The following is a 13,196-nucleotide window of genomic DNA, read 5'->3' on the forward strand; positions in this document are numbered from 1 at the left end:
GGGCCACCAGTTCGTGGCCCATCGATGATGATGCAAAGAGGAACGGACTTCATGAACGACCAGATTCACTCCGAGGGCTCGGACCACGAGCACGGAGCACTTGGCGATGCCGAGTACGCGGAGTTCATGGAGCTCGCCGCGCAGGAGGGGTTCGACCCCGAGGAGGTCGAGGGCGCGATCGGCGAGGCCGGTCACGGACCGCTCCCCGTCCTCGCCGTCGTCGGCCGGCCGAACGTCGGCAAGTCGACCCTGGTGAACCGGATCATCGGCCGCCGCGAGGCCGTCGTGCAGGACAAGCCGGGTGTCACCCGTGACCGCGTCAGCTACGAGGCCGAGTGGGCCGGGCGCCGCTTCAAGGTCGTCGACACCGGCGGCTGGGAGCAGGACGTACTGGGCCTCGACGCCTCCGTCGCCGCCCAGGCCGAGTACGCGATCGAGACGGCCGACGCCGTGGTCTTCGTGGTCGACGCGACCGTGGGCGCCACCGACACCGACGAGGCGGTCGTCAAGCTGCTGCGCCGGGCCGGCAAGCCCGTCGTCCTGTGCGCCAACAAGGTCGACGGACAGAGCGGCGAGGCCGATGCCACCGCGCTCTGGTCGCTGGGCCTCGGAGAGCCGCACCCGGTCTCCTCGCTGCACGGCCGCGGCACCGGCGACATGCTCGACGCCGTCCTGGAGGCGCTGCCCGAGGCACCGGCCCAGACCTTCGGTTCCGCTCTCGGCGGCCCGCGCCGCATCGCGCTCATCGGCCGTCCCAACGTCGGCAAGTCCTCCCTGCTGAACAAGGTCGCCGGCGAGGACCGTGTCGTCGTCAACGCCCTGGCGGGTACCACCCGGGACCCGGTCGACGAGCTGATCGAGCTCGGCGGCATCACCTGGAAGTTCATCGACACGGCCGGTATCCGCCGCCGCGTCCACCTCCAGGAGGGCGCGGACTACTACGCCTCGCTGCGTACCGCCGCCGCCGTCGAGAAGGCGGAGGTCGCCGTCATCCTGATCGACGCGAGCGAGTCCATCAGCGTGCAGGACCAGCGCATCATCACCATGGCGGTGGAGGCGGGACGGGCGATCGTCGTGGCCTTCAACAAGTGGGACACCCTCGACGAGGAGCGCCGCTACTACCTCGAGCGCGAGATCGAGACGGAGCTCGCTCAGATCGCCTGGGCCCCGCGCGTCAACGTCTCGGCCGTCACCGGCCGGCACATGGAGAAGCTGGTCCCGGCGATCGAGACCGCCATCGAGGGCTGGGAAACCCGCGTTCCCACCGGCCGGCTGAACGCCTTCCTCGGCGAGATCGTCGCCTCCCACCCGCACCCCGTGCGCGGCGGGAAACAGCCCCGCATCCTCTTCGGCACCCAGGCGGGCACCAAGCCGCCGCGGTTCGTCCTCTTCGCCTCCGGCTTCCTGGAGCACGGCTACCGGCGCTTCGTCGAGCGCCGGCTGCGGGAGGAGTTCGGCTTCGAGGGCACCCCGCTCCACATCTCCGTGCGGGTCCGCGAGAAGCGCGGCCGTAAGAAGTAACGGTCATCGGGCGTACGACGGAGCCCCGGACCGCTCGCACAGGCGAGCGGTCCGGGGCTCCGTCGTACGCCCGGTCAGGCGTCCGCCGCCCCCGGGGGCAGCGCGGCGGGCCGGGAGCGTCCCGCGTGCCGCCCCACCCGCTGCCAGGAACCGGGGTTGCCGCCGTGCGCGCTCTGGCCGCCCTGCCCGTTCGCCGAGGTACGGCTGCTCAGCGGGGTGCGGCTGCCGAACATCCCGAGGCCGAACTTCCGGAAGCCCAGATTCTCCTCACCGGTCCGGTCCCCGGGGAGCGCCCGGAACGATCGCCGGTACTCGGAGTACAGGGCGTCGTAGATCGGGGTGGGGGACTTGCCGCCCGAGGGGTCCCGCGACGGACGCATCGCCGGGATCGGGGCGGGCTGCTGGTGAGAAGGGTCGTATGAGTGCACGTAGGTGCCAACGACCCCGCCGCCCGTCGGATGCGGGCCGGGCGGAGAAAACGCTGTCCGCGCAGGAGGGGACGGCGGCGCGGCCACGGTCACGTCCCGGCCAGCGGCATCGTCGCGGCGACCAGGTGGCCGTTGGCGGCGGCCTTGTCCAGGGCGTCGCGGAGCAGGTCCTCGCGCGGCTGCTGGCCGATCGAACCCGCCGGGGCGGCGAAGACGAGCACGGTCTGCGACTTGTTCGCGGCGGCCCGCCACCCCTCGGTCACCTGGAGGGGCTGGTGGGCCTGCCACCACGCGACCGGGCTTCCGCCGCCCGCGCCGGGCTGCAGCACGGCGTGCAGCCGACCCATGGCCAGGAGGACCGACCAGCCCTGGAGCAACCCCGGGAGCCGGCTCAGGTCGGGGGCGGGCAGGAAGCCCTGCTCCCGCAGCAGCTCCAGGAACTGGTCGCCGTCCCGCCCGTCGGTGCCGGGCCGGGCGATCGGGCCGGTGGGCTCGACGACGAGGGCGGGGCGCAGATCGTCCTCGATCAGGACGAGGCCGCTGGTGATGCCGAGTACGGCCTGTTCGGGCATGCGGCCCTCCGGGGTCTGCGGATCGCTGCCGGTGATGGACCGCACCGCGCCCTGCAACTGGTCCTCCGCCACGTGGACGACCTGCGAGGGGATGCAGGTCGCGTGCGCGAAGGCGAGTACGGCGGTCTCCTCGCCCACGAAGAGCACGGTGCTCGTGCGCTCCTGGTCCGAGTCGCCCGGGGTGCGGCAGGACGTGCAGTCGTAGCTGCCTGGGGCACTGTCGCCGACGAGCAGCCGGTCGGCTTCGGCATCGCCGATCTCGGCGCGTACGTCCTCGCTGACGTCGAGCATGCGCGGCACGGGTGGCTCCTCGAACTCGGGGCGTGGGCCGGGCGGTTCCCGGCTCATGAAGAGACAACGGGAGACCGGGCGCCGGGGTCACGCGTCAATCGGCGGCAGAAGGCGGCCGGGTCGGCAGGCCGACAGGTCGACAGGTCGTGAAAGTGATACGGAGCGAAGTGTTCCGCGAAAGGCCCGTTCTCCCCGCTCGGATGTCCGCCCACACGTTCGGATCGACACGGCTCTGTGCGACTCATGTGCGAACACGGGCAGTCATGGTGACGCCGCGTAAGGTCTGTCGGGACCAGTCGAACAGGGGAAACGACGTCGCCATGCATATTTCATTTCTGCTGCACAACGCGTACGGCATCGGGGGAACGATCCGTACCACCTTCACGCTCGCGGGGACCTTGGCCGAGCACCACGACGTGGAGATCGTCTCCGTCTTCCGGCACCGCGACGCGCCCACGCTGGGCGCGCCCGACGGGGTGCGGATGCGCCATCTCGTCGACCTGCGCAGGACGAGTCCGGGGTACGACGGCGACGCGGCCGACCACGCGCGTGCCGCCTCCGTCTTCCCGCGTGGGGACAGCAGGCACCGCCAGTACAGCCGCCTCACCGACACCCGCATCGCGGCCCATCTGGGAGCCCTGGAGGCGGACGTCGTCGTCGGGACGCGCCCGGGCCTCAACATCCACATCAGCCGGCAGGCGCGCCGCGGCCCGGTGCGGGTCGGCCAGGAGCACCTCACGCTCGACAGCCACGGCTACCGGCTCCGCCGAGAGATAAGCCACCGCTACGGGCTGCTCGACGCGGTCACCACCGTCACCGAGGCCGACGCGTGCGACTACCGCCGCAGGCTGCGGCTGCCCGGCGTACGGATCGAGGCCATCCCGAACAGCGTGCCCGCGCCCTCCGGCGCACCCGCCGACGGCGACGCCCCGTGGATCGTGGCGGCGGGCCGGCTCCACCGGGTCAAGCGGTACGACATGCTGATCCGGGCCTTCGCCGAGGTCGCGGCGGTCCGCCCGGGATGGGGGCTGCGGATCTACGGCGCCGGTGACGCCAGCGGCAACGAGCAGCAGGCCCTGCGCGGGCTCGTGGACGGGCTCGGGCTCCGGGAGCGGGTGCTCCTCATGGGATCGGTCCACCCGATGGAGAAGGAGTGGCCCCGGGGCTCCATCGCTGCGGTCACCTCCGCACGTGAGTCCTTCGGCATGACCATCGTGGAGGCCATGCGCTGCGGGGTACCGGTCGTCGCCACCGACTGCCCGCACGGTCCCGCCGAGATCATCGACGACGGCACGGACGGGCGGCTGGTCCCGGTGGGGGACACCGGCGCGTTCACCGAGGCCCTCCTCGCCCTGATCGACGACGACGCGCTACGGCACCGGATGGGGCGCGCCGCGCTGGCCTCCTCGGCGCGTTTCGACCCGGCGCCGATCGCGGAGCGGCACGAGAGGCTCTTCACCGAACTGGCCGCCGCTCGCGGAGCCCGTGGGCGTTCGCGCAGCGCCGTGCGCACGGCGCTGCACCGCTCCAGGGGCAGCGTGCTGGACGGGGCGTACGCGCTCCGTTACAAGGCCGCGCGTGTGATCCGCAAGGGGAAAGCGCTGTGATGCTCGCGGTGGTCCGGGTATCCCCGGCCGTCCGGCCGCCGACGGCGGCCGGACGGCCGGCCGTCACGGCGAGATGCGCAGATGAATACACGGCATGAGCAAGGGCACGTGAATTCCGGATGACGTGACCGTTTACGCGCCCTGCCGCAGTCCGCCGGAAAATGCATACGCGCCCGGTATCCACGCACCGGGTAATTCACTCCTGCGGCCTGCCGGATGCTTTGTGCGGGTGGTCATGAATGCAGACTTTCCGGGAGTGGAGCGTGCGTTCGGGTGAACGGGTCCCCGGTAAACGCCTGTGGGAGACCTGTGACACAAGCGTGACCGCCGAGGGACATGTGTATGTACGGCCACCTTGCCGCCTCCGCCTTCCGCCACGGTCCCCGGCGCCCTACGGTGAGAGGTATGGCACCTGTACCGACACCACCCGCCCAGCCGGCCGACAAGCCCGAGTCGTACGTGGGCCTCGACGCTGCGGCCGCCGAGCGGCAGGCCGGAGCGCGGGGCTGGAGCACGGTCCGTGCTCTCCCGCCCGGCACGGTCATCACCATGGAGTTCGTCTCCGGACGGATCAACTTCGAGGTCGAGGCCGGCACCGTGACCCGCTGCTGGGTCGGCTGAGCCGGCCCCTGACGTGCCGAAGGCCCCGACGGATGTCGGGGCCTTCGGTGTGCGGGCCGGGCGGCCGTGCGTACCGGGTCGTGTCAGGAGGCGACCGGACCGCCCGTCACCGGCCGGGTCTGAGCGCTGCCGGCCCGGGGGGCGCGGTCCGCGTGCGGCGGGCGACGCGAGCCTCCCGGGGTGAGCGGCGTCCGCTCCGAGCGCACCGCGTGCGGGGGGTGGACCCGCGACCGGCCGGCCGCCCCCGGGCCCGGGTGCCCGGCCGGCCCCTGCGGCTCGGCCGTCGTACCGCCGGTTCCGGGGCCCGTCGCCGTGCCGGGGGAGGTCCCCGGAGGAATCTCGCGGGAGGCCTCGGCCGCGGCCTCCGCGGCCAGGTCCCCCAGCGTCCGCGGCGCGAGCACCGGAGCGGGTGCGCCCGGCGCGGAGGCCCTGCGCCTGCGGCGCTCACGCCACTGCTCGCGCACCGAGAGCACCCAGATCTCCGTACGGGTGATCAGCGGCTCGAACCAGGGCAGGGCCAGCAGGATCAGCAGACCGGCAGCCCAGCCCAGCAGGACGTCGCTGAGCCAGTGCGTGCCGATGTAGACGGTGGTGAGCCCCACGCCCAGGGAGACGAACGCGGACACGGCCGAGAGATAGCGCCGGGCGCGTGGCGTGGTGGCCAGATAGGCGAGGATTCCCCAGGTCACGACTGCGTTGGCGGTGTGGCCGGAGGGAAATATATCGCCGCCGGCGAAGAGCTCGGCGGAGCCGATCTGCGTGGCGTAGTGCGGGCCCAGGCGCCCCAGGCCGAGCTTGACCGCGCCCACCGTCACGTTGAGCAGCAGCAGCGAGATGCCCAGCGTCAGCAGGGGACGCAGCGTGTGCTGGCGCCAGGAACGCCAGCCCAGCCAGGAGGCGACCATCACGGCCGTGGGGCCGCGCTGGCCCAGCACGACGTAGTAGTCGAGGAAGGCGTGGAGTTCCGGCCACTGCTGGTAGGGCCGGAACAGCATGACCTTCCAGTCCAGCGCCACCAGCCAGGAGGAGACGAGCACGGCGACGACGATGGCGAGATAGAACGCCAGCGTCCCGCCGAAGAGAGCGATGCGGTGACGGCTCATCCGCGGGATCTCTATCTTCGGCGGTTCCGGCTCCCGGTCCAGACGGGCAAAGATGTCGGTACGCACACATTGGACGTTACAGCGAGTGAGTGAGCGATCCTGCCGTTCCCGCGTCTTTGTGATGACGATGTGATGTGGACTTTGTCTCGGGACGGCATCCATTCCGTGCGCTCCGGAGAAATCCTCCCGGACCCGCGGCCTATTCTCCGGGGCCGCCGATCGCGGAAATGTTTGATGCCCGAAGAGATGCTCCGGCCGACTCCTCTCCGTATTCGTCCAGCCATTCGGAGGGGTGGTCGCGAACGGCTGACGGGACGGCTCCGGCACCCCCGCGCCGCGGCCGGCCTGCCGCGTCGGTGCCGCCGCGGAGCTCCCGCGCGGACCCCTTCCCGCGGGCTCCCGGGTGGCGTACGCCACACTCCGGTGCGGCCGAACGTATGAGATGGACCACGTCTGACCACGCGGAACTCGCGTACGCTGACGGCTCACTCGCCCATCGATGCCGGGCCTCGGGGACGCCGGAGCGCGGGTCCCCGGGAGGTCTGCCGAGCGCGGGGGACTCATTGTGGGAGGTACGTACATGACCGGGACGTCCACGACCGCGGCCCGGCTGCGCGCGGCAGCCGGGGGTGCCCGCTCCAACCGCTGGGTCGTCCTCGTCGTCCTCTGCCTCAGCCTGCTGCTCGTCGCCCTCGACGCGACCGTGCTGCACGTCGCGATCCCCGCCGTCACCGAGGACCTGCGGCCGAGCGCCGTCGGCCTGCTGTGGATCGTGGACGCCTACCCGCTGGTCTGCGCCGCGCTGCTGATCCTCTTCGGCACGCTCGGTGACCGGATCGGCAGGCGCCGGGTGCTGCTGTGCGGCTACGCCCTCTTCGGCATCGCCTCCGCGCTCGCCGCCACGGCCGGCACCCCGGCCGTGCTCATCGCGGCGCGGGCCCTGCTCGGGGTCGGCGGCGCGATGATCATGCCGGCGACGCTCTCGATACTCCGGCAGGTCTTCCCCGACCGGAGGGAGCGGGCCCTCGCCATCGGGGTCTGGACGGCGGTCGCCGCCGTGGGCGCCGCCACCGGACCGGTCATCGGCGGATTCCTCGTCGAGCACTACTGGTGGGGCTCCGTCTTCCTGATCAACGTTCCCCTCATGGCCGTCCTCCTGCCGCTCGGACGCCGGCTGCTGCCCGAGTCCCGCGGCGACGGCGACGGACCGTGGGACGTGCTCGGCGCACTGATGGCGGCGGCGGGCGTCCTCGGCGTGGTGCTCGGCATCAAGCGCGTCGGCGGTGGGGAGGGCCTGTGGGACCCCGCCTCCCTCGGGCCGCTCGTCGCCGGGGCCGTGCTGCTCGCCCTCTTCGTGCGCAGGCAGAAGCGCCGTACGCACCCGCTGATCGACATCGCGATGTTCTCCCGGCCCGCGTTCACCACCGCCGTCGGGTGCATCGTCCTGGCGATGCTCGCCCTGGTGGGGCTCGAGCTCATCGCCGTCCAGTACCTCCAGCTCGTCCTGGACCTCAGCCCCCTCGAGACCGGGCTGCGGCTCCTTCCGCTGACGTTCGCCGCGATGGCCGCCGGCGCGACGGGTTCGTACACGCTCAGCAGGGTCGGCCCCCGCCGGATGGTGGGGTGGGGCTTCGTGCTCACGGCCGCGTCCGTGCTGCTGCTGACCCTGATGGGCCAGCACGACCGGCCCGTGCTGCTCACCGTCGGCTTCGTCCTGCTGGGGTTCGGGCTGCAGTCCACGCTCTTCGGGGCGTACGAGTCGATGCTGAGCGAGGTCCCCGCCGAACGGGCCGGGGGCGCGGCCGCGATAGGCGAGACCTCGTACCAGCTCGGCGCGGGCCTGGGGATCGCCCTGCTCGGCAGCGTCATGAACGCCGCCTACGCGCCCGGTCTCTCCCGCCTGCACGAGGAGGGGGTGCCCGCCGCCGCCGGATCCGCGGCGGCGCACTCGCTCGGCGAGGCCTACCAGGTGGCGGGGCGGTTGGGCGGTCCCGTCGGTGACCTGGTGCGGAACACGGCCCGGCACGCCTTCGTCGACGGCCTCCACGTCACCCTGCTGGTCAGCGCCGGTCTGCTGCTGCTCGGCGCGCTGGCGGCGCTGAGGCTGCCGCGGGCCATGGACTGCCCGCCGGCCGGAGCGGCCTGCCGGACGCGCGTGCCCGAGCCGGAACGGCTGCCGGCGCGGGAGCAGGCGGACCGCGGCCCCGCTCCGGCCGTCACCGGACCGCGGTCCGGATCCCGCCCGCTGCCGGCGCAGGGCAGGCCCGAACGGCCCCGGGGCCCCCGGCTCCCCGGGCGGCGCGAACCCGCCGAGGCCACGGGCTCTGGACGCCCGCACCGGTGAGCCGTAACGTCGGCACGAGGCTGTAACTACCACTGCTAGTTTTCTGACGTGAGCCGCCGGAGGCACCCCATGTCCACCCCCGAGACCGCGAAGCCCTCGAAGCTGCCGGACTTCGATCCCCGCGACCCCCTCGGTATCGACGACCTCCTCGGACCGGAGGACCTCGCCGTCCGCGACACCGTGCGCGCCTGGGCGGCCGACCGGGTCCTGCCGCATATCGCCGAGTGGTACGAGAACGGCGAACTCCCCGGCATCCGTGAGCTGGCCCGCGAACTGGGCTCACTCGGTGCGCTCGGCATGTCCCTGAGCGGATACGGCTGCGCGGGCGCGAGCGCCGTGCAGTACGGCCTGGCCTGCCTGGAGCTGGAGGCGGCCGACTCCGGGATCCGCTCCCTGGTCTCCGTCCAGGGGTCCCTCGCCATGTACGCCATCCACCGCTTCGGGTCCGAGGAGCAGAAGCTGCGCTGGCTGCCCGGGATGGCGGCCGGCGAGATCATCGGCTGCTTCGGGCTCACCGAGCCGGACCACGGGTCCGACCCCGCGGGCATGCGGACGTACGCCACACGCGAGGGCGACGACTGGATCCTCACCGGCCGCAAGATGTGGATCACCAACGGCTCGGTCGCCGGGGTGGCCGTCGTCTGGGCGCAGACCGACGAGGCCGGCGGCGGCTCCGGCGTCCGCGGGTTCCTGGTCCCGACGGACAGCCCAGGGTTCTCGGCTCCGGAGATCCGGCACAAGTGGTCGCTGCGCGCCTCGGTCACCAGCGAGCTGGTCATGGACGGCGTACGGCTGCCCGCCGATGCCGTCCTGCCCGGGGCCACCGGCCTGCGCGGCCCGCTCAGCTGCCTCAGCCACGCCCGGTACGGGATCGTCTGGGGAGCCATGGGCGCGGCGCGCGCCAGCTTCGAGGCGGCGGCCGACTACGCGAGGAGCCGCGAGCAGTTCGGCCGGCCCATCGGCGGGTTCCAGCTGACCCAGGCCAAGCTGGCCGACATGGCCGTGGAACTGCACAAGGGGATCCTGCTCGCGCACCATCTGGGCCGCCGGCTGGACGCGGGCAGGCTCCGACCGGAGCAGGTCAGTTTCGGGAAGCTCAACAACGTGCGGGAGGCGATCGAGATCTGCCGCACCTCGCGCACGATTCTCGGCGCCAACGGGATCTCGCTGGAGTACCCGGTGATGCGGCATGCGACGAACCTGGAGTCGGTGCTCACCTACGAGGGCACCGTGGAGATGCACCAGCTGGTGCTGGGCAAGGCGCTCACCGGCCTGGACGCCTTCCGCTGAGGGGCGTCCGGCGGGCCTGCCCGGACCGGGAGGGGGCGCACCGCGAGGCGGAGGCCGTCCGCACACCGGGTGTATGCGGGCGGTGCGGCGACGGCGGGCTGCCGCGGCTGTCGCCGAGTGCTCGCCCGCGGTGGCGGGACAGCTCCCGGAGACGTCCGGCGGTGCCCACTCAGCTCTGGTTGAAGAAGCCGTCGGCCGGCCGGCCGGCTGCCTCGCCGTTCACCACCTGGGTGTGGGCAGGGGTCAGCAGGAACACCCGGGTGGCCACGCGCTCGATGGAACCGCGCAGACCGAAGGTCAGCCCCGCGGCGAAGTCCACGACGCGCTTGGCGTCGGTGGGGTCCATGGCCGTGAGGTTGACGATCACGGGGACGCCGTCCCGGAAGAGCTCGCCGATGCCGCGCGCGTCCCGGAAGCTGTCCGGGGTGACGGTGGCGATCCGGCGGCCCGTGTCCACGGCCTTCTCGGAGGCGACCTGCACACGGGGGTCGGTCACCCAGGGATGGTTCGTACCGGTATCCGTCTCCTCGGAGTACTCGTCGTCGTAGTACCGCTCGTCGTTGTCCTCCACGAGGCCCAGCCAGGCACTCGCCTTGCGCACCGATCCCATGGACGCCTCCTCTCACCGCGGTTCGTTGGTGTTCCGCATCTCTTTCCTATCCCTATGGTCGTCCATGATGCGGATGATGCGCCAAGGGGATAGTCGGCGCGCTCGCGATTCGTGACGTGACTGGTGCAGAACATGTGGCGATTCGTCAGGGTTCGAGCGCTATAGGCGGGTTGCGGGAGGAAAATATGATGCGCCCGCCCGTACGGGTGACCTGGGGGACGTACGGGTGAACGAGTCGCTCGATACGATGCACGCCGCGCACGCGCACAGGTGCGGCGTCAGGTGAGTGCTCGGGGGATGGACGTGTTCGGAATAGTGAGGCCCTGTACCCATCGGCTGTCCGAGGGGCTCAAGGCGGAGTGGATCGCCCATCTCTGCGGGCTCTGCCTCGCGCTGCGGGCGGACCACGGGCAGTTCGCCCGGATCGTCACGAACTATGACGGTCTGATTGTTTCCGTCCTGACGGAGGCTCAGTCGGAGCGCACGACCGGGCGGCGGCGTACCGCCGGACCGTGCCCGCTGCGCTCCATGCGCACCGCTCCGGTCGCTCGCGGGGAGGGCGCCAGACTCGCCGCCGCCGTGTCCCTCGTGCTGGCGTCGGCGAAGGTGCGCGACCACGTGGCCGACCGTGACGGGCTGTTGAAGCGCCGCCCGGTCGCCGCGGCGGCCCGCCGGGTAGCCGCCGGCTGGGACAGGGCGGGCGCGCGCACGGGCGCCGAGCTGGGCTTCGACACGGCGCTCCTGGTCGACGCGGTCGACCGGCAGACCGGCATCGAGTCCCTCGCCGGACCCGGCACCTCCCTGCTGGCGGTCACCGAGCCCACCGAGACGGCGACCGCCGCGGCCTTCGCGCACACCGCCGTCCTCGCGGGCAAGCCGCAGAACGCCGAGCCGCTCGCCGAGGCCGGACGGCTCTTCGGGCGGCTCGCCCACCTGCTGGACGCCGTCGAGGACAGGGAAGCTGACGCCGCGTCGGGCGCCTGGAACCCCCTCGCCGCGACCGGCACCCCGCTCGCAGAGGCCCGGCGGCTGTGCGACGACGCCCTGCACGGGGTGCGCCTCGCGATGCGGGACGCGGAGTTCACCGACGCCCGGCTGGCGCACGTGCTGCTGGTCCACGAACTGCGGCGCTCCGTGGACCGGGCGTTCGGATCCGCCTCCTGCTCGCACCGGCCGGAGGACCGGCCGACGGGGGCGTACGGCCCCCAGCCGGGCAATCCGTACGCCCCGGCGCCGGGCGGACCCTACGGCCCGCCCGGTCCGCCGCTCCCGCCCGAGCCGCCGCGCAACCGGCGCGGCCTGATCACCGGCTGCCTGGTGTGGGCAGGACTCGCCTGCACCTGCCAGATGTGCTGCCGCGACACCTTCCACGACCCCTGGAGCGGCCAGGAGCGCGAAGGTCTCTGCCATAAGTGCGACTGCGGTGACTGCTGTGACGGCTGTGAATGCTGCGGCAACTGTTGCAGTTGCTGTGGTGAGGGCGACGGCTGCGACTGCGGCTGCGACTGCTGAGCCGGCTTCCGCCGACCGGCTGAGCGCCCCGGGCCGCGAGATCCGCGACGTCCGGATCATCCCGTGCCCGGGCGGTCCTCCCCAGGTCTCAGGGTGCGGCCGCAAGCCCGGTCCGCCCGTGACCGTGAACGCCGGCGCCGGCGGGGTGCCGCTTCCGGGGGGCCGACCTCAGGTCGCACCCCGGACCGCCGGAGCCCGTGTGGAAAGGTTGACGGCATGAGCACGGACGCACAGCAGGACAGCCGGGGCAGCCGGGACAGCGAAGAACTCCGGGAGTGGCAGCGCTGGCACGAGGAGCGCATCGTCGCGGTCGCGGCACCGCACGGCCCACTCTCCCTGACCGGCACCCACTGGCTCTCCGACCACCCGGACGGTCGCCTTCCGGCCGTGCCCGGGCTGTGGAGCGAGGGCGACGACGAGGTCGTCCTCACCGCCACCGCCGAGGACGGGCTGACCGTGGACGGGGAGCCCCTGGACGGAGACGTCCGGCTCACCGCCGACCGCGGGCCGATCGGCGCGTCGCGGGTCGCGCTGGGCGGGCGGAGGCTGGTGGTGATGAGCCGCGAAGGCCTCTGGGCGGTAAGGGACTTCGACCCACAGTCCCCGGCCCGGCGCCGCTTCAGGACCATCGACGCCACTCCGTACGAGCCGCGCTGGTCCCTGGACGGCGTCTTCCGCCCGTACGACGCCGACCGGACGGTACGGGTCGCGAACGCCGACGGGCGCGAGCGCGGGCTGGGCCTCAGCGGCGAGATCGCCTTCACCCTGGACGGCGTCGAGCACACGCTCCAGGTCGCGGTGGAGCCCGACGGCTCCCTCTGGGCCGTGTTCGCCGATGCCACCAGCGGGGACAGCAGTTACCGCTTCCGGTTCCTGCGGCCGGGGGCGCCCGACGCGCAGGGCAGGGTGGACGTCGACTTCAACCGGGCGCTGCTGCCGCCGTGCGCCTTCGCCGACCACTTCATCTGCCCGCTCCCGCCGCCGGGCAACACCCTCACGGCCGCGGTTCCCGCGGGGGAGCGGAACCGCATCGACGACTGACCCGACCACCTGACGGGCTGTCGGCCGGAGGGGCCCGGCTGCGGGCTCGGGTCCGCCGTCCCTCCCCGGCCCGCTCCGTGTGGGGTGCGTGTGCGCGGTCCCGGAGCCGGCTCTCCACGGACCCGGGACTCCCGTACCCGGCGCGGACGGGACGGTGTCCCCGCGGCAGCGGCGACCACACCGCAGGGGGCGCGGTCTTCCTCCGTCCGCTCACCGAAGCGCTCAGCGCGTACGCCGTCAGCGCGTGCTGACACCG

General features: G+C 72.7%; 11 protein-coding genes. 7 read left to right on the plus strand and 4 right to left on the minus strand.

All coding sequences use genetic code 11. The annotated features are described in order from the left end of the window. Window positions 1-51 precede the first annotated feature (51 nt). Window positions 52-1,521, plus strand: coding sequence for a ribosome biogenesis GTPase Der (der, locus tag BA175_RS17200; RefSeq protein ID WP_069172314.1), 1,470 nt, complete (start codon window positions 52-54; stop codon window positions 1,519-1,521). Window positions 1,522-1,595: 74 nt separating this feature from the next. Here the strand turns inward: der and BA175_RS17205 are convergent, their stop codons facing one another. Then, window positions 1,596-1,901 carry a hypothetical protein gene (locus BA175_RS17205; protein WP_069172315.1) on the minus strand — a complete coding sequence of 102 codons (306 nt, stop codon included), beginning with the start codon at window positions 1,899-1,901 and terminating at the stop codon, window positions 1,596-1,598. 137 nt (window positions 1,902-2,038) lie between these two features. Next, the gene (locus tag BA175_RS17210) at window positions 2,039-2,821 is read right to left on the minus strand and encodes a hypothetical protein (protein ID WP_069172316.1); all 783 of its coding nucleotides are present in this window, start codon (window positions 2,819-2,821) and stop codon (window positions 2,039-2,041) included. A 311-nt stretch (window positions 2,822-3,132) separates the two neighbouring features. Here BA175_RS17210 and BA175_RS17215 point away from each other — a divergent pair, with 311 nt between their 5' ends. Together BA175_RS17215 and BA175_RS17220 are read left to right on the plus strand one after the other, a co-directional pair. After that, window positions 3,133-4,419, plus strand: a complete 1,287-nt coding sequence (locus BA175_RS17215; RefSeq protein WP_069172317.1) for a glycosyltransferase family 4 protein — start codon at window positions 3,133-3,135, stop codon at window positions 4,417-4,419. A 405-nt stretch (window positions 4,420-4,824) separates the two neighbouring features. Then, on the plus strand, window positions 4,825-5,040 hold the full coding sequence (locus BA175_RS17220) for an I78 family peptidase inhibitor (protein WP_069172318.1): 216 nt from the start codon (window positions 4,825-4,827) through the stop codon (window positions 5,038-5,040). 83 nt (window positions 5,041-5,123) lie between these two features. On the opposite strand, the gene BA175_RS17225 is transcribed toward BA175_RS17220, so the two are convergent. Next, window positions 5,124-6,209: a phosphatase PAP2 family protein gene (locus BA175_RS17225; protein ID WP_069172319.1), complete on the minus strand. Its 1,086-nt coding sequence runs from the start codon at window positions 6,207-6,209 to the stop codon at window positions 5,124-5,126. A gap of 514 nt (window positions 6,210-6,723) precedes the next feature. Here BA175_RS17225 and BA175_RS17230 point away from each other — a divergent pair. Together BA175_RS17230 and BA175_RS17235 are read left to right on the plus strand one after the other, a co-directional pair. After that, complete coding sequence (locus BA175_RS17230; protein WP_069172320.1) at window positions 6,724-8,487, plus strand: MFS transporter; 1,764 nt, start codon at window positions 6,724-6,726, stop codon at window positions 8,485-8,487. 69 nt (window positions 8,488-8,556) lie between these two features. Continuing rightward, window positions 8,557-9,777: an acyl-CoA dehydrogenase family protein gene (locus tag BA175_RS17235; RefSeq protein ID WP_069172321.1), complete on the plus strand. Its 1,221-nt coding sequence runs from the start codon at window positions 8,557-8,559 to the stop codon at window positions 9,775-9,777. 169 nt (window positions 9,778-9,946) lie between these two features. Here BA175_RS17235 and BA175_RS17240 read toward each other — a convergent pair whose 3' ends face one another. Beyond that, complete coding sequence (locus BA175_RS17240; protein WP_069172322.1) at window positions 9,947-10,387, minus strand: cell division protein SepF; 441 nt, start codon at window positions 10,385-10,387, stop codon at window positions 9,947-9,949. 303 nt (window positions 10,388-10,690) lie between these two features. Between BA175_RS17240 and BA175_RS17245 the strand changes: the two genes are divergently transcribed. Beyond that, window positions 10,691-11,899: a DUF5685 family protein gene (locus BA175_RS17245; protein ID WP_175420882.1), complete on the plus strand. Its 1,209-nt coding sequence runs from the start codon at window positions 10,691-10,693 to the stop codon at window positions 11,897-11,899. Window positions 11,900-12,115: 216 nt separating this feature from the next. Continuing rightward, the gene (locus BA175_RS17250) at window positions 12,116-12,940 is read left to right on the plus strand and encodes a DUF1684 domain-containing protein (RefSeq protein ID WP_069172323.1); all 825 of its coding nucleotides are present in this window, start codon (window positions 12,116-12,118) and stop codon (window positions 12,938-12,940) included. The last annotated feature ends 256 nt before the right edge of the window (window positions 12,941-13,196 follow it).

The sequence above is a fragment of the Streptomyces griseus genome (genome assembly GCF_001715295.1).
Classification (GTDB): domain Bacteria; phylum Actinomycetota; class Actinomycetes; order Streptomycetales; family Streptomycetaceae; genus Streptomyces; species Streptomyces griseus_G.